Below are 15,632 nucleotides of genomic sequence, written 5' to 3' on the forward strand. Positions count from 1 at the left end.
GGCGCTCGGCATCAGAACGAGTACTTGGCGGTGAGCGAGACGTTGTCGCGGTCGCGGGTGCTGTTGTTGCGCCCGGCGCCGTAGTACTCGGTGTACTGCAGGCCCACCTCGAAGCTGTTCAGGTAGGTGGCGTCGATCCCCAGGGTGTGTGCCTTGCGGCCTTCGATGAAGTTGCCGGTGCGGTCCGAGTTGCCCTGGAAGTCGTGCTGGAAGACGGCGTACGGGGAGAGTTTCACCCCCGCGTAGACATCGTTCCAGCTGCCGGAAACCAGCAGCGTGTAGCCGTAGCTGTCGCGGCTGATCTGGTCGCTGTCGGTGGTGCGCTCATCCTCGTAGGACTTGTCGGTGGCGCTGGAGAACTTGCGCACCGAGCCGTCGAAGGCGGTGTACTTCAGGCTGCTGCCACGGATGTGCTGCGAAGCCACCTCGGCGACGCCGATCACCGAGTCGAAGCTCAGGGCCGGGCCGAAGTTGTAGATGGTGGACAGGGAGATGTTGTAGGTCTCTGCCCGCTCGTAGTTGTCGAAGATCGAACTGCGGCAGAGCTGCTTGCCGGAGACGGCGGCGCAGGCGGCATCGTTGGCGACCCCGGAATTGACCAGGTCGGACCCATTGATGCCCTGGAGCAGCAGATCGCTCAGCAGGTCATCGGTGGCGGAAATGGCGATGGGCGCATTGGGCCGGTAGGAAAGCTCACCGGAAACCGATGCATCCCCCACCGTGGTGTTGAAGCTGAAGCCGTACATGCGGATGTCTTCGACGTAGCGGCGACGGGCTTGGGCGTTGCTGGCCAGGTCGAAGGTCGCCAGCGCGCCGGCATACTCGGGCGGCAGGCTGTTGCCCGCCAGTGCACCGCCCAGGGTGGCCAGGTCGACGCCCTGGTAGCCGTTCAGGTCGATGGCGATCTGCGGTTCCTTGGCGTGGTAGTTGACGAAGTAGAAGCCGAATTCGGTGGAGTTCAGTTCCTCGGCTATGTAGCGGAAGGCCACGCCGAACTGGCCGCTGTCGTCCGCCTGCAGGTCCTTGCCGATATTGGCCACCTTGAATACACCGGTATCGCCATTGAGGTAGGCGTTCGGGCCATTGGCGCCGTTGCCGAGCAGGCCGGCACCAGCGAACAGGTCATACAGGGGCATCAACGGCGCCAGGTCCGTCGACGTCGTATACGCCGTATGCCCCCCATCGGCGAACAGATCGGTCTCGGAGAAGTAGGTGCCCACCGGGTCCAGGCGGGTCTCCTTCCACTTCCACTGGTAGAAGGCTTCCATGGACAGGTTGTCGGTCAGGCCCAGGTTGAAGCTCAGCGCCTCCATGGGCACCAGCACTTCCTTGAGTTCGGAGCCGGGCAGGTGGAACTTGGCCGCGTCCACCGGGTTCACCGTGTTGACCCCACCGCGGTAGAACACGCCCTCGCCCCAGTTGATCACCTGGCGGCCCACCTTGGCGCCCAGGGGCATGGCGCCCACATCCCAGCTGCCGTAGAGGTAGGCGTCGAGGATCTCGCCCTTGCGCCCGGCGATGTGGCGGGTGTCCTGGGTGAAATGGTCGTCATCGGGGAAGGACTGGCTGGGCCGCTCCACGCCACCGGTGGTGCCGTAGTAGTCGTTGCGCTTGTCCATGATCTGGGTGTCGTAGTACGCCGTGCCACGGACGAAGGCGCCGTAGTTGTCGTACTTCAGCGAGAGGTCGGAAGTGGCCTTGTACACCTCCGATACCAGGCCGGTATCGAAGTTGCGGTTGCCGTCATCGGCGTTGATGTCGCTGATGTTGTCCGCGTCGCGCCCCTGCACCCGCCACATGGCGCCGTAGGAGAGCGTGGTGTCGATGGAGCCGCTGAGCTGGTTGTCCAGCAGGCTGAACTCGACGGCCTGCGCGGAGCCGGCGATCAGCAGCGGCAACAGCCCGAAAGCTGCCCCCGCCTGCAGGGGCCTGCACCCGATCGCGGATAAGCGGATATGCCTCTTCATAGCAAACGTACCTCCCTTGACGGCCAAGATTTCTGGGCTGGATCTGTGTCCGGCCCTTTTGTTGTTTTCTCTCGGCTGCGGAGCGGCGTCCGGGCAGTTCAGGCAGGCCTCGGCGATGCTCTCGCAGGTATCCATCTTCGTCGCGGGAATGCACGCCGGCGACGGTCACGCTGTTGTTCTTGTAATGAGCGGGAATCGTTAATTGGTACGATAGTGCAGGCAAGGTAACAAAGTGTGTACGCACTGCCAACCGTCCATTTCAGCTAGGAACGGTAAATTTTCAAGAAAGAACTCACGGGAAAATTCCGCTTAAAAGCAGTGCAGTCAGTGATAAGCGGCCAGCGCCCTCTTCCACCGGTTGAGCCGCCCGAGCAACCGCGCAGCCCGCACCCACACGGGGCAAGGGGTGAATCGCGGCCGCCGCCCGCCAAAACGAAAAGACCCGGCGCATGGCCGGGTCCCGTTCGACTCGAGGGTCGATCAGCGCACGTCGAAGCTCTTCTCGGCCAGCAGGCGGTCACCCTGGAACACCAGGAAGCGCCACTCGCCGGGGACCACTTCGTGGGTCTCGGTGAACTCGTAGGCCATCACGTCCTGGGGCGCGCCGGGTGCCATCTTCTGGATCACCTCGAACTTGTCGTGGCGCACGCCGTCGGGGGTGGTCACGCCCGGGGTGAGGTACAGCAGGGTCAGCGGGGTGTCGTTCTCGTGCTTGCCCACCAGCTTGTAGCGCATGCCGAACTTGGTGCCGAGCTTCGCCGGAACCTGGTCGGTGGGCAGGATGTTCTGGGTGCTGCTGGTGAGCACGCGCTCACCGGGCTGGTAGTCCTGGTAACGGCTTTCGAATACGCCGAACTCGATCGGCCCTTCGACCCGCACGTCGGCCATCGCCACGCCGGATGCCAGGCCGAGGGCGATCAATGCACTCAGTCGGGTTGCTTTCATGTCTCGCTCCTTGGTTGGGATGGCGCGAGGCTATGACACCTTCATGACTAACTGATGACAGGTTGAGACCCGGCTGCGAGGCTGACCGGTGCGTAGGGTGGATGGCGCTCTTTTAATCCACCGGCGGTGCTGCAGGGAAACACGGCTTCCGTAGGTTGGGTTGAGGTACGAAGCCCAACGCGCGAAGTTGATCCCCGCACCGTTGGGCCTCGCTGCGCTCGGCGCCAACCTACGGCACGGTGCCGTTGTAGGTCGGGTGCAGCCCGGCAAGGACCGTGCACAAGGGCAACCCTGCGGGCTGCTTGGCGACTGAAGTCGCCCCTACGAATGTGCCGCCTGAAAATTCCTACGTGGCAACTGCATTGCCGGCCTACAAGAGGCTTGGCTAGGGTTCCCGCCGTTGTGCCCCTCGGGGCACAACCGGGTGTGGAAGCCCGCTACATAGCCAATCAATCGCCATAGCGACATGCAACACGTCGGCAGTCTATGGCGGACTGTGCGAGCGGGCTTCGGCCCGGCCCGGTTTTGATTGGCCCGGTACTTCCACACTCGCACGGTCCGCCACCCTTCAAGGATTCGGTGGCGGCTCCCCAGCCTATGGACGGAGCATTGCCATGTCCCTTCCCCAGATCACCCCGCGCAATTTCCTGCGCTACCGCCGCCAGTTGCGCGCCTTTCTCGTCGGCCACGAAGCCTGGTTCTCCACCCGCGACCTGCGCCGCCTGCTCAACACCGATATCCACGAGCGCCTGCTCGCCAACCTCTGCGACGACCAGCGCCAGCGCGTATGCCTGCGCACCGCCAATGGCGGCTTCGAAGAGGAAACGGTGGTGAGTGAATCCGGCCTGCACGCCCTGCTCCTCACCTATTGCTACCACCCGGAAAACCGCAACCTGCGGCGCTGGGTCAGCCAGGCCGTGGTACCGGAGCTGTGGGCCTCCCGCGCCCCGGGCTGAAGCCCGGGCTACACACCGTTGTAGCCCAACGCGCGGAACCGAGCCTGGCACCGTTGGGCCTCGCTGCGCTCGGCGCCAACCTACGTCACGGTGCCCGACCGGAACCACGAAACCGACCGGTGCGTAGGGTGGATGGCGCTCTTCTCATCCACCAGCGGAGTAGCCGGGAACGCTGTGCGAGGGCAGCCCTGCGGGCTGCTTGGCGACTGAAGCCGCCCCTACAGCGTCTGCAGGGGCGCTACGGGGCGGCGACATGTTGCAGGTGCTTGGGGTTGCGCGGCAGCACGGCGAGGAAGTTGTCCCGGGCCACGCGCTTGGCGACGTCTGCAGGCAGGGCGTCGAGGAAGGGGTCGTAGGCGCGCAGGTAGTCGCCCAGGCCTTCGAAGCGGCCCACCACATCGGAGCCGAGCATGAAGCGCTCGGGGTACTTCTCCACCAGCTTGAGCCACTCCGGGTCGGGCGTGCCGTTCTTGTCCACGAGGTAGGGCTGGAGCACGGTCCAGGAGAGGTCGACGTAGAGGTTGGGGTAGTCGCCCAACATGCGCTTTAGGGTGGGCAGGAGGAAGTCGAGCTTCTTCTGATGGCGGTGGATTTCCATGCTGGTGCCGGCGTGGGCCCAGATGAAGCGCACGTGCGGGTGGTTGCGCAGGGGTTCTTCGATCTCCTGCAGGTACAGCGGGTTGCGCTCGCGCTTGGAGGTGATGTTGGAGTGCAGCATCACCGGCAGGTCGTACTCGGCGGCGAGGTGGTAGATGCGCGCCATGGCCTCGTTGTTGGCGCGCGGGGTGTCGCCGTCGATCAGCGCGGTGAGGTCGTCGTGGCGGGTGAAGACCTCGCCTATGCCCTGCCACAGCCCCGGGTCCAGCTCCAGCATGCGGCGGATGTGCGCGTCGGAGTTCTTGTCGTTGGGGTTGAAGCCGCTGAGGAAGGGGTGGAAGCGGTGGCGCTGGTCTTCGGGCAACTTCTTCACGGCGGCGGCCACCAGCACGTCGGTGGCGGTGTACCAGTAGGCATCGGCATCGTCGCCGGCGTAGTAGCGCGGGCGCTTGGGCTCGTCTTCATGCCACTTCTTGGCCACCGGGATGCCGGAGATCATCACGTGGTCGATAGCCCCTGCATCCATGGCCTTGAGCAGCCCCTGCATGCCCTCGCTCTCCTGGAAGAAATCCACGTAGTGCAGGTGCGAGTCGCTGTAGTGGTAGTCCCGCGCCTGGCTGGCGCAGGCACTGAGGGCGAGGATGGCGGCGAGGCAATGGCGGGCGATGGGCAAGGGGCGTCCTCCTGACGATCATTCATGGCAAAGGTAGACCGGCGACACGCTTGACGGGTTCAGGCGGATGCTCTGATGGCCTTCTGAGACTATGCTGCAGCAGGCCCGCCACAAGAACGCCAACATGCCGCGCTGCGCCTTTCTCCTGCTCTGCTTCGTCGCCCTCGCCTCGACCGCCGGCGAGCGCCTGGTCTATCCCCTGCACTCCAAGGGCGAAGACCCGGAAGCCTACGTGGTCGAGTTGCTGCAACTGGCCCTGGCGCACAGCGGCAGCGACTACCAACTCGAGCCCACCCTCGAACCCATGCCGCAATCCCGCGCGCAGCTGTCCCTGGAGCGCAACGACGGCCGCGTGCAACTGATGTGGAGCATGACCACCCGCGAGCGCGAAAGCGCCCTGCTGCCGGTGCGCATCCCCATCTACAAGGGGCTGATCAGCTGGCGCGTGTTCCTGGTGCGCGCCGACCAACGCGACCTGCTCGCCGGCGTGACCCGACGCGAGCAGCTGCAGGCCCTGCGCATGGGCCAGCGCCACGACTGGCCCGACACCGCCATCCTGCGCGCCAACGGCCTCAACGTGGTGACCACGCCGGGCTACGAGAGCCTGTTCCGCATGCTCGACGCCGGCCGTTTCGAGCTGTTCCCCCGCGAGGTGGTGGTGGCCTGGGACGAACAGCGCCGCGCCGAAGCCGATGGCCTGCACCTGGCCGTGGACGAGCACCTGGTGCTGCACTACCCGACGGCCTTCTACTTCTTCACCTCGCGCCAGCGCCCCGAGCTGGCCGCCGCCATCCAGCGCGGCCTGGAGGCGGCCATCGCCGATGGCAGCTTCGAGCGCCTGTTCCAGCGCTACCACGGCAAAACCCTGCGCCGCGCACGCATGGACAAGCGCCAGGTGATCGAACTGGACAACCCCGACCTGCCGGAAAAAACCCCCATCGACCGCGAGGCGCTCTGGTACCGCCCGCTTGCACCCAAGTAGCGCCTGAGCGCCCCGGCCGACCCGTGCCGGTGCAGCGCGCACCCTCCCCCGCCACGCAACGCCTGGCTCCAACGTAATGGCACTTCGCTTGCAACGCGCCTCGAAAACCGAGAAGAAAGGGAGATCGCCATGCTGCAGCTTCTGCGTCCCGCACGCCGCGCCACGGATGAAGGCGCGCTCGACGCGTTGTTCACCGCCCACGACCTGACCACCCGCCTACCCGCCGGCAGCCCGCTGATGGGCCGCCTCAACGGCTTCGTCGAGGGCCTGCAACAGCGCATCCGCACCAGCCTCGGCGCCGCCGTCGGCATCGCCGCCCACGCCCCGGAGCTGGCGCGCATCGCCGCCGCCAACCAGCAGAGCGGGCAGCTGCTGGCGCAATCCTCCGAGCTGATCGCCAGCGCCAGCGAAGAGGTCACCACCACCCTCGACGCCGAGCTGGTGCCCGGTGCCGCCGAGGTGGCACGGCTCTCCGGCGACGTTTCCAGCACCCTGCGCCAGTGCCAGCGCAACGGCCAGGACGTGCTGCGCCAGGTGGACGCCATCGGCACCAGCGAGCAGCAGCTGGGCTGCGTGATCGGCAACCTCACCGGCCAGCTGGAGGAAGTCAGCAAGGTGATAGGCGTGATCGCCAGCATCTCCCAGCAGACCAACCTGCTGGCACTCAACGCCGCCATCGAGGCCGCCCGCGCCGGCAGCCACGGCCGTGGCTTCGCCGTGGTCGCCGAGGAAGTACGACGCCTGGCCGGGCACACCACCGACGCCACCACCCAGGTGAGCGGCATCATCGAGCGTTTCCGCGATGGCATGGCGCAGCTGGCCGACGCCGGCGAGCGCATGCACCAGGCGGTGGCCGAGGGGCACCAGGGCATGCTCCAGGTGGGCGCCGGGCTGGACAGCACCCGCGCGGCCATGGACAAGCTGGACGGCCGCGTCGGCCAGATCGCCTCCGGCACCGAGCAGATCGGCCAGGCCGTGCGCTCGATCAACGGCGACGTGCAGAACATCGCCCAGGTGGCCGCCGAGCTGCTGGGCAAGGCCGGCCAGGTGCTGCGCCACAGCCAGGCCGTGCGTGAGGATGGCGACCGCCTGTTGCAGGGCCTGGGCGGCTTCCGCCTGGAGATGCACCGCGACATCCAGCGCAGCATCGAGCGCCTGGCCTGCGAGCCGGCGCTGCTGGGCGACGCGGCCCAGGCCGAGGGGCTGCTGGCCGATACGTTGAAGCGCGATGCGCGCATCGAACTGTTCTACCTGGTGGACCGCACCGGCACCCAGCTCTCGGAGAACGTCTTCGCCCTCGACGTGCCGCACCAGGGCGAATCCTGCAAGGGCCGCAACTGGGGGCAGCGCCCGTGGTTCCGCGCGGTCGCCGATGGCCTCGCCAGTCACATCACGCCGGTGTACCGTTCGTCCGCCACCGACGACTTCTGCTTCACCGTCTCGGTGCCGGTTTTCGGACCCCGTGGCGAACTGCAGCGCGTGCTCGGTGCCGATGTGCGCCTCAGCGCGCTGATCTGAACGGTCACGGGAACACTCAGGAGGTGGGCGGCCTCTAACCAGCAGGACCGCCTACCCAAACCACGCAGAGGACTGCCCATGACCATTACCGTCACCACCGAATCCGCAGACGGCTACCGCCACAGCATCAACGTCGGCGACGAGCACCAGCTGTTCACCGACCTGCCCAAGGCCCTGGGCGGCGAAGGCAGCGCGCCGGAACCCCACGACTATTTCGACGTCGCCCTGGGTGCCTGCAAGGCCCTCACCGTGACCCTCTACGCCCGCAGCCACGACATCCCGCTGACCGGCATCGGCGTCGACGTGACCCACGACAGCAGCCAGGAGAAGCAAGGCCAGTACGGCATGAGCGTGAAGCTGACCCTGCGCGGCGCCCTCACCGACGACCAGCGCGCCACCCTGCTGCGCATCGCCGACAAGTGCCCGCTGCACAAGCTGATGACCACCACCGAAGTGACCATCGAGACCCGCCTGGCCGAAGGCGATTTCAGCCAGTAAGCCCGCCCCTCTGGGCTTCCCGCGTGGACGCGTTATGCTTGCGCCTCCACCGCGCCGGAAGCCCAGCATGAACGACATCCTCACCCTCCGCCCCCGTGCCGAAGAAGTCGCCGGGCTGCCCATCCTCCGCCCCCTGCCGTCGGCCCAGTGCCGCAGCGTCGGCCCCTTCGTGTTCTTCGACCACATGCTCGCCAGCGCCTACCCGGCCGGCCAGGGCATGGACGTGCGCCAGCACCCGCACATCGGCCTGTCCACCCTCACCTACCTGTTCGAGGGCGAGTTGCAGCACAAGGACAGCCTCGGCTCCGACCAGCGCGTGCAACCCGGCGATGTGAGCTGGATGACTGCCGGCGCCGGCGTCGCCCACGTCGAACGCACCCCGGCGGAACGCGTGGCCAGCGGCTCGCGCATCCATGGCCTGCAGGTGTGGCTGGCGCTACCCCGCGAGGAAGAGGAACGCGCGCCCAGCTACAGCCACCATCCCGCCGCCAGCCTGCCGCAACAGGACGCCCTGGGCGTGCGCATCCGCCTCATCGCCGGCACCGGCTTCTGCCTGGAGTCGCCGGTGCCGGTGCTCTCCCCCACCCTCTACGCCGACGTGCAGATGGAGGCCGGCACCACCCTGCTGGTGCCCACCGAACACCCACAGCGTGCTGTCTATTTGCTGGAGGGCGAGGTGCTGCTGGACGACCAGCCCCTGGCCATCAACACCCTCACCGTGCTGCCCGAAGGCGTGGAATACAGCCTCGCCGCCTGTGGCAGCGCGCACCTGGTGATCATCGGCGGCGCGCCGCTGGACGGCCCCCGGCGGATGAACTGGAACTTCGTGTCCAGCGACCCGCAGCGCATCGACGCGGCACGCGCCCGCTGGGCCGCCGCCGACTGGCCGCAGGTGCCGGGCGAGACCAGCCGCATCGAACTGCCGCGCTAGCCGCGCAGGCGATTGCCGTAGGCGCCCGGCGTGCAGCCGTAGTGGCGCTGGAACAGAGCGATGAAGGCCGAGGTGGAGTCATAGCCGAGCTCGCTGGCCAGGGTGGTGACGCTCATGCCGTCGGCCAGCAGGGGCAGCGCCGCCAGCAAGCGCAGGCGCTGCCGCCACTCGCGGAACGACAGCTGCGTCTCGGCCTGGAACAACCGCACCAGGGTTCGCCGTGACGCCCCCACCTGCCCGGCCCACGCCTCGATGCCCCGGTCGTCCGCCGGGTCGGCGCGCAGCGCATCGGTGATCCGCCGCAGCCGCGCATCCCGGGGCAGCGGCAGGCTGAAGGGCGCCGCCTCCAGGTTGCGCACTTCGTCCACCAGCACCCGCAGCAGCCGGGCCTCGGCGCCCTGCTCCGGGTAGTCGCGGGGGAAGCCCGAGGCACGCTCCATCAGCTCGCGCAGCAACGGCGTCACCTGCAGCACGGCGCAGTCGCGCTGGTAGCCGTCCAGCACCGAGGCGTCCAGGTACAGGCTGCGGAATTCGATGGCCCGTTCGCTGTAGGCGGTGTGGCGCACCCCGGCGGGAATCCACAGCGCGCACTGCGGCGGCAGCAGGTAGCTGTGCCCCTCGGTGAGCACCTGCATGACCCCGGCGCGGGCGTAGGTGAACTGCACCCAGTCGTGGCTGTGCATCTCGATGGGGTGGCCGGCGGGGATGTCGAACATGCGCAGGTACACCGGGCGCGGCAGGCGCGGGTACTCCGGGATCGGGGGAATGGCGGGCGGCACTTGTCTCGCTTGCGGCATCGACTGTCCCTTTTGCTCAAGTGAGCGGGAAAACGCCGATGGTAGCCTGCGCCACGCCAATCCGTGCACTGCCCAGGAGTCCCCCATGAGCACCCATGCCCCCATCGCCCGCCTTACGGTCCCGGCCATCCGCCAGCGCAAGGGCGCCGGCAGCCTGGTGTCGCTGACCGCCTACAGCACGCCCATGGCGCGCTGGGTGGATGCCCACGCGGACCTGATCATCGTCGGCGACTCCGTCGGCATGGTGCTCTACGGCATGCCCAGCACCCTGGGCGTGACCCTGGAGATGATGATCGCCCACGGCCAGGCGGTGATGCGCGGCTCCAGCCGCGCCTGCGTGGCGGTGGACCTGCCCTTCGGCAGCTACCAGGCCAGCCCCGAGCAGGCCTTCCTCAACGCCGCGCGGTTGCTACGGGAAACCGGCGCGGCAGCGGTGAAGCTCGAAGGCGGCGAGGAGATGGCCGCCACCGTGGCGTTCCTGGTGAACCGGGGCGTGCCGGTGCTGGCCCACATCGGGCTGATGCCGCAACAGGTCAACGCCATGGGCGGCTTCAAGGCCCAGGGGCGCGATGCGGCCAGTGCCGAACGGGTGCGCCGCGATGCGTTGGCAATGCAGGCGGCCGGCGCCTTCGCCGTGGTCATCGAGGGCACCGCCGAGCCCCTGGCGCGGCAGTTGAGCGAGGAGCTGGAGATCCCCACCATCGGCATCGGCGCATCCCCCGCCTGCGACGGCCAGGTGCTGGTGACCGAAGACCTGCTGGGCCTGTTCGGCGATTACCAGCCGCGCTTCGTCAAACGCTATGCCGAGCTGGCGCCCAGCATCGAGCAAGCGTTGGCTGTCTATGCAGGGGACGTGCGCGCGGGGCGCTTCCCGGAGCTGGGGCATTGCTTTGGCGTGAAGGCTGTTTCGGGGTGAAGCGGCGGTGGGTCGAAGCGGAGCGCTGCCCGGCCCACCCTACGCGACTGCCTGCCGGCGGCGGCTACGCCACCCGCCCTTCGGCCCAGCGTTCCTTCACCTCCAGCACCGCCGGCATCTGGTTGATGAACAGCTCCACCAGGCTCGGATCGAAGTGGCGGCCGCTCTGCTCGCGGAGGAAGGCGATGGCGTCCTCCACCGACCAGGCCTTCTTGTAGGGGCGCTCGCTGGTGAGGGCGTCGAAGACGTCGGCGATGGCGACGATGCGGCCCTCCACCGGGATGGCCTCGCCCTTGATGCCATTGGGGTAGCCGCTGCCGTCCCACTTCTCGTGGTGGGTCAGGGCGATGCTGCGGGCCATGCGCAGTAGGCCGCTGGGGTGCTCGCCGATGATCTCGGCGCCGATGCGCACGTGCTCGCGCATCACCACCCATTCGTCGTTGTCCAGCTTGCCGGGCTTGAGCAGCACCGCGTCGGGGATGCCGATCTTGCCGACGTCGTGCATGGGTGCGGCGTTGAGCAGGTCTTCGCAGGCGGCTTCGCTCCAGCCCAGGGCGCGGGCGAGGATGCGCGCGTAGTGGCTCATGCGGATGACGTGCAGGCCGGTCTCGTTGTCCTTGTATTCGGCGGCCAGGCCGAGGCGCTGGACGATCTGCAGGCGCGTCTGCTTGAGTTCGTCGAGGCGCACCAGGGACAGGTGGGTGCGCACCCGCGCACGGACGATGGGCGGGCTCACCGGCTTGGTGATGTAGTCCACCGCGCCCACTTCGAAGCCGCGCGCTTCGTCTTCGACATCGGCCAGGGCGGTGACGAAGATCACCGGGATGGAGGTGGTGGCTTCGTCGGCCTTGAGCCGCGCGCAGACTTCGTGGCCGGTCATGCCCGGCATCATCACGTCCAGCAGCACCAGGTCCGGCGCCTCGCGCTGGGCCAGTTCCAGGGCCTTGGCCCCGTCCTTGGCGAAGAGCAGGCGGTAGTCGTCCTGGAGGATGTGGCGCAGCACCTGGAGGTTGGTGGGCTCGTCGTCCACCAGCAGCAGGCAGAGCCGGGAATCGGCGGTTGTAGCGGTCATGCAGGTCACTCTCCTGTCTCGAGCCAGCCCAGCAGGCCATGCAGGTGCTCAAGGGCCTGGTCGAAATCGAAATCATCCAGTGCGCGCTGCAGGTCCTGCAGCCGCGCATGGCCGGGCCGGCCTTCGAGGCCACGCTGCAGCACCTCCAGCGCCGCGTCGTCGAGGCCGCCACGGGCCAGCTCCTGGGCCAGCGCCTGGCCGGCCTGCAGCAGCCCGGCGCGGTACAGCTCGGCACCGGCGCCTGCGCTCGTCTCGCTGTCGGTAGGGAACAATGGTAGTGCTTCGCGCACCGTGTCGAGCACCCGCTCCAGGGCGTGCAGCAGCGGCTCCAGGTCTGCCAGCTTGCCGGCCAGGCCGCCGCGCTCCAAGTCGCCGGCGCACCCGGCCATCTGGCTGAGGCCGAGGTTGGCGGCGGCACCGCGCAGGCGGTGGGCCATGGCGGCGACATCGTCCAGGGCGTGGCGTTCCAGGGCGCTGCGCAGTTGGCTGAGCAGGTCGTCCTGCTCGCTGAGGAAGCGGCCGATGGCGGCGGCCATCTGCACCGGGCCACCCCAGAGTTCCTTGCCGCGGTTCCAGTCGAACAGCGCGGCGGCCTCACGCTCCATGGGTGCGGTGTCGAGGGCCGTCGCAAGCTGGCGGCCCTCCAGCAGGCGCGCCATTTCAGCCACCAGTTCGGGCACGTCCAGGGGCTTGCTGGCGAAGCCGTTCATGCCGGCGTCCAGGGCGTTCTGCCGATCGCGGTCGAGCACGCTGGCGGTCAGGGCGATGATGGGAACGGCCGGGCGCTGTTCGCGCTGCTCGAATTCGCGGATCAGGTGCGTGGCTTCCAACCCGTCCATGCCGGGCATCTGCACGTCCATCAGCACCAGGTCGAAGGGCTGCGCAGCGTAGGCGTCCACGGCGGCCCGCCCATCGTTGACACTGTGCACCTCGTGGCCAAGGCGCTGCAGGTTGAGTTCAAGCAATTCCAGGTTCTGCGCCACGTCGTCGGCGGCGAGGATGCGCAGGCGCGCGAGCACCGGCACCGCCGAACGCTCGCTCTGGCGCACATGGGTGCCCCGGCTGAGGGGCAGCTCGACGGTGAATACGCTGCCCTCGCCTTCCCGGCTCTGCACGCGGATGTGCCCGCCCATCAATTCCACCAACTGGCGGGAGATGGTGGTGCCGAGGCCGGTGCCGCCGAAACGCCGGCTCATGGAGGCGTCGGCCTGGGCGAAGGGGTCGAAGATCTTTTCCAGGCGGTCCTCGGCGATGCCGATGCCGGTGTCGTGGATGGCCACGCGCAGCGCACCGGGCGCGCCGTCCACCACCAGACGCACCTCGCCGCGCTCGGTAAACTTCACGGCGTTGCCCAGCAGGTTGGTGATCACCTGCTGCAGGCGCAGCGGGTCGCCCTTGAAGAAGTCGCCCAGGTGCGCGGCGTATTCCAGGTGCAGGGCCAGGCCCTTCTTCTCGGCGCCCAGGCGCTGGGCCGCGCAGACCTGCTCGCAGAGTTCGCGCAGGGAAAAGTCCAGGTGCTCCAGCTCGATGGCGCCGCGGTCCAGCTTGGCGGTGTCGAGGATGTCGTTGAGCAGCCCCAGCAGCGAGCGCGAGGAGTGCTGCACGGTGCGCAGGTGGCGGCGCTGGCTTTCGCTCAGGGGCGTGTCCAGGAGCAGCTCGGAGAAGCCGATGATGGCGTTCATCGGCGTGCGGATTTCGTGGCTCATGTTGGCCAGGAAGCTGCTGCGCGCGGCGGCAGCCTGCTCGGCGCGGTCGCGGGCGTTGCGCAGGTCCTGCTCCATGAGGCGCCGGGGCGTCAGGTCGGTGGCCAGTTTGACCACCTTGAAAGGCCTGCCGTCGGCATCGAGGATGGGGTTGTAGGTAGCCTGGATCCAGACGTCGCGGCCGTCCTTGCCGATGCGCCGGTACTCGCCGGAACGGAACACGCCCTGGCGCAGGTCGGCCCAGAAGCTGCGGTAGCGCTCGCTGTGCACCAGCGCCTCGTCACAGAACAGGGCGTGGTACTGGCCGATCAGCTCTTCGCGGCCGTAGCCGAACAGGTCGAGGAAGTTCTCGTTGGCCTCCAGCACGCGCCCCTGGAGGTCGAACTCGATCATCGCCATGGCCTTGCTGATGGCGGTGACCTTGCCCTCGTACTCGGCATTGCGCAGCTTGGTTTCGGTCTGGTCCAACAATACGCCGTCGATCCAGCGCGGCTCGCCGCTCTGGTCGTATTCGGCGCTGCCGCTTTCCCAGACCCAGTGCTCGCGGCCGTCGCGGTCGAACAGGCGGTACTCGATCACATAGCTGCGCCCCTTGGCGACGGCGGCGTACACCTCGTCGATCACCCGCTCCAGGTCGTCGGGGTGGTACAGGGCAGTGAAGGAGCGACCGTTGATGAACTCTTCCGCCGGCCAGCCGGTGAGGCGCTTGACCGCATCGCTGATGAACAGCGTGGTCCAGTCGTCATTGAGCAGGCAGCGGAACGACACGCCCGGGATGTTGCGGATCAGCGAGCGGTACTGCTGCTCGCTGTCGCGCAGGGCGGCCTCCATGGCCTTGCGCTCGCCGATGTCGGCGACGAAGACCACGAACCAGGGCTTGCCGTCCCGGTGGGTGACGCCGAGGCTGAGGCGCACCGGTATCTCGCGGCCGTCACGGGCGAGGCCCATCAGCTCCAGCTCGGAGCCGGACAGCCGGGGCTCGCCGGTGCGCATGTACTGCTCCAGGGCATCGCCGAATTCACGGGCGTACTCCGGTGGCAGCAGCAGGCTCATGTGCTGCCCGATCAGCTCCTCGGGCTGCCAGCCGAACAACTCGAACACCGCGTGGTTGACCGAGCGCACCATGCCCTGGTGGTCGATGGTGAAGATGGCTTCGAAGGCGGCGTCGAGCAGCGAGCTGAGGTGATTGCGCCCGGCCTCCAGCTCGCGGAACAGGTGGCGGTAGCGCAGCAGGCCGTTGGCGGCGGCGACGAACACGCTGAGGGAGATGGTGGCCATAGCCACCGCGAGCGCCAGGTAGAAGCTGCCCCGCACGCCCTGAGGCACGGCGAACTCCTCGACACCGACGAAGCGGGCGGCCGCCATGCCGGTGTAGTGCATGCCGGCGATGGCCAGCCCCATGACCACGCCGCTGAGGAGGATCGCCACCCATCCCTGCACCCAGCGACGCAGGCCGAAGCGTACCCAGAGGGCGATGATGGCCAGGACCACGGCCACCAGTATCGACAGGCCGAACATCCAGGGGTCGTAGCGCAGCAGCGGTGCCATCTGCATGCCGGCCATGCCGCTGTAGTGCATGGCGCCGATGCCGGCGCCCACCAGCACGCCGCCACCGATGAACTGGGCAGCGCTAACCTGGCTGCGCGCCAGGAGGTTGAGCGCCACCCAGGAGGCGAAGAAGCTGGGCAGCGCCGAGAGCACGGTAACGGCCGGGTCGTAGCTCACCGCGGCGCACAGCTGGAAGGCCAGCATGCCGATGAAGTGCATGGCCCAGACACCGCCGCCCAGGGCGATGGCGCCCGTGGCGATGGCCACCTGGCGGTAGAGCCGGCTGCTGCTGAGGCGGGCGACACCCGCCAGTTGCAGCGCCATGGCCGAGGTGAAGATGGCGATGAGGACCGACAGCAGCACCATCCAGGGATTGTGCTCGCCGAAGACCAGCAGGGTGGGCTGGCCGGCGTCGAAGAAGAACAGGGACAGATCGAGCATCGAATCCGGGTCTCGCGGCAGGGCGAAGGGCGTGGAATTGAATCAACACTGTCCCGGCGCGGCAGTCAATGCTGGCGCCGATTCAGGA

The 15,632-nt window shown here is 67.9% G+C and carries 12 protein-coding genes; 6 read left to right on the plus strand and 6 right to left on the minus strand.

Translation table 11 applies throughout. The features are described 5' to 3' along the window. Positions 1-11: 11 nt before the first annotated feature. Both PI990_RS20625 and PI990_RS20630 read right to left on the minus strand, forming a co-directional pair. A complete protein-coding gene (locus PI990_RS20625) occupies positions 12-1,967 on the minus strand; it encodes a DUF1302 domain-containing protein (RefSeq protein WP_271658307.1) in 1,956 nt (651 codons plus the stop codon). Between the two features lie 480 nt (positions 1,968-2,447). Beyond that, complete coding sequence (locus tag PI990_RS20630) at positions 2,448-2,912, minus strand: DUF3859 domain-containing protein (protein ID WP_043246178.1); 465 nt, start codon at positions 2,910-2,912, stop codon at positions 2,448-2,450. Between the two features lie 614 nt (positions 2,913-3,526). On the opposite strand from PI990_RS20630, the gene PI990_RS20635 reads away from it, so the two are divergent. Beyond that, complete coding sequence (locus PI990_RS20635) at positions 3,527-3,868, plus strand: hypothetical protein (protein WP_271658308.1); 342 nt, start codon at positions 3,527-3,529, stop codon at positions 3,866-3,868. 238 nt (positions 3,869-4,106) lie between these two features. On the opposite strand, the gene PI990_RS20640 is transcribed toward PI990_RS20635, so the two are convergent. Next, positions 4,107-5,138, minus strand: coding sequence for an amidohydrolase family protein (locus PI990_RS20640; protein ID WP_271658309.1), 1,032 nt, complete (start codon positions 5,136-5,138; stop codon positions 4,107-4,109). 91 nt (positions 5,139-5,229) lie between these two features. Here PI990_RS20640 and PI990_RS20645 point away from each other — a divergent pair, with 91 nt between their 5' ends. The 4 genes from PI990_RS20645 (at position 5,230) to PI990_RS20660 (ending at position 9,067) form a co-directional block, all read left to right on the plus strand. After that, on the plus strand, positions 5,230-6,120 hold the full coding sequence (locus tag PI990_RS20645; RefSeq protein WP_271658310.1) for a substrate-binding periplasmic protein: 891 nt from the start codon (positions 5,230-5,232) through the stop codon (positions 6,118-6,120). A gap of 237 nt (positions 6,121-6,357) precedes the next feature. Further along, a complete protein-coding gene (locus PI990_RS20650; RefSeq protein ID WP_442969347.1) occupies positions 6,358-7,638 on the plus strand; it encodes a methyl-accepting chemotaxis protein in 1,281 nt (426 codons plus the stop codon). 78 nt (positions 7,639-7,716) lie between these two features. Next, positions 7,717-8,136, plus strand: a complete 420-nt coding sequence (locus tag PI990_RS20655) for an OsmC family protein (RefSeq protein WP_271658312.1) — start codon at positions 7,717-7,719, stop codon at positions 8,134-8,136. Between the two features lie 67 nt (positions 8,137-8,203). Then, on the plus strand, positions 8,204-9,067 hold the full coding sequence (locus PI990_RS20660) for a pirin family protein (RefSeq protein ID WP_021216871.1): 864 nt from the start codon (positions 8,204-8,206) through the stop codon (positions 9,065-9,067). On the opposite strand, the gene PI990_RS20665 is transcribed toward PI990_RS20660, so the two are convergent. Beyond that, complete coding sequence (locus PI990_RS20665; RefSeq protein WP_271658313.1) at positions 9,064-9,864, minus strand: AraC family transcriptional regulator; 801 nt, start codon at positions 9,862-9,864, stop codon at positions 9,064-9,066. The genes PI990_RS20660 and PI990_RS20665 overlap by 4 nt on opposite strands. Before the next feature lie 85 nt (positions 9,865-9,949). Here PI990_RS20665 and panB point away from each other — a divergent pair, with 85 nt between their 5' ends. After that, entirely contained in the window at positions 9,950-10,780 is an 831-nt protein-coding gene (gene panB / locus PI990_RS20670; protein WP_271658314.1) for a 3-methyl-2-oxobutanoate hydroxymethyltransferase, read from the plus strand. Between the two features lie 64 nt (positions 10,781-10,844). Here panB and PI990_RS20675 read toward each other — a convergent pair whose 3' ends face one another. Together PI990_RS20675 and PI990_RS20680 are read right to left on the minus strand one after the other, a co-directional pair. Next, positions 10,845-11,852 (minus strand): HD-GYP domain-containing protein, encoded by a 1,008-nt coding sequence (locus tag PI990_RS20675; RefSeq protein ID WP_271658315.1) that lies wholly within the window; start codon positions 11,850-11,852, stop codon positions 10,845-10,847. A 5-nt stretch (positions 11,853-11,857) separates the two neighbouring features. Beyond that, positions 11,858-15,544, minus strand: coding sequence for a PAS domain S-box protein (locus PI990_RS20680; protein WP_271658316.1), 3,687 nt, complete (start codon positions 15,542-15,544; stop codon positions 11,858-11,860). Positions 15,545-15,632: the final 88 nt, after the last annotated feature.

This window comes from Pseudomonas sp. TUM22785 (assembly GCF_028198105.1).
Lineage (GTDB): Bacteria > Pseudomonadota > Gammaproteobacteria > Pseudomonadales > Pseudomonadaceae > Metapseudomonas > Metapseudomonas solani.

Bases quoted from the DNA above. Each gene is read 5' to 3' on its own strand.
- PI990_RS20625 (WP_271658307.1), bottom strand. From the start codon at position 1,967: ATGAAGAGGCATATCCGCTTATCCGCGATCGGGTGCAGGCCCCTGCAG.
- PI990_RS20630 (WP_043246178.1), bottom strand. From the start codon at position 2,912: ATGAAAGCAACCCGACTGAGTGCATTGATCGCCCTCGGCCTGGCATCC.
- PI990_RS20635 (WP_271658308.1), top strand. From the start codon at position 3,527: ATGTCCCTTCCCCAGATCACCCCGCGCAATTTCCTGCGCTACCGCCGC.
- PI990_RS20645 (WP_271658310.1), top strand. From the start codon at position 5,230: ATGCTGCAGCAGGCCCGCCACAAGAACGCCAACATGCCGCGCTGCGCC.
- PI990_RS20650 (WP_442969347.1), top strand. From the start codon at position 6,358: ATGGGCCGCCTCAACGGCTTCGTCGAGGGCCTGCAACAGCGCATCCGC.
- PI990_RS20655 (WP_271658312.1), top strand. From the start codon at position 7,717: ATGACCATTACCGTCACCACCGAATCCGCAGACGGCTACCGCCACAGC.
- PI990_RS20660 (WP_021216871.1), top strand. From the start codon at position 8,204: ATGAACGACATCCTCACCCTCCGCCCCCGTGCCGAAGAAGTCGCCGGG.
- PI990_RS20665 (WP_271658313.1), bottom strand. From the start codon at position 9,864: ATGCCGCAAGCGAGACAAGTGCCGCCCGCCATTCCCCCGATCCCGGAG.
- panB (WP_271658314.1), top strand. From the start codon at position 9,950: ATGAGCACCCATGCCCCCATCGCCCGCCTTACGGTCCCGGCCATCCGC.
- PI990_RS20675 (WP_271658315.1), bottom strand. From the start codon at position 11,852: ATGACCGCTACAACCGCCGATTCCCGGCTCTGCCTGCTGCTGGTGGAC.
- PI990_RS20680 (WP_271658316.1), bottom strand. From the start codon at position 15,544: ATGCTCGATCTGTCCCTGTTCTTCTTCGACGCCGGCCAGCCCACCCTG.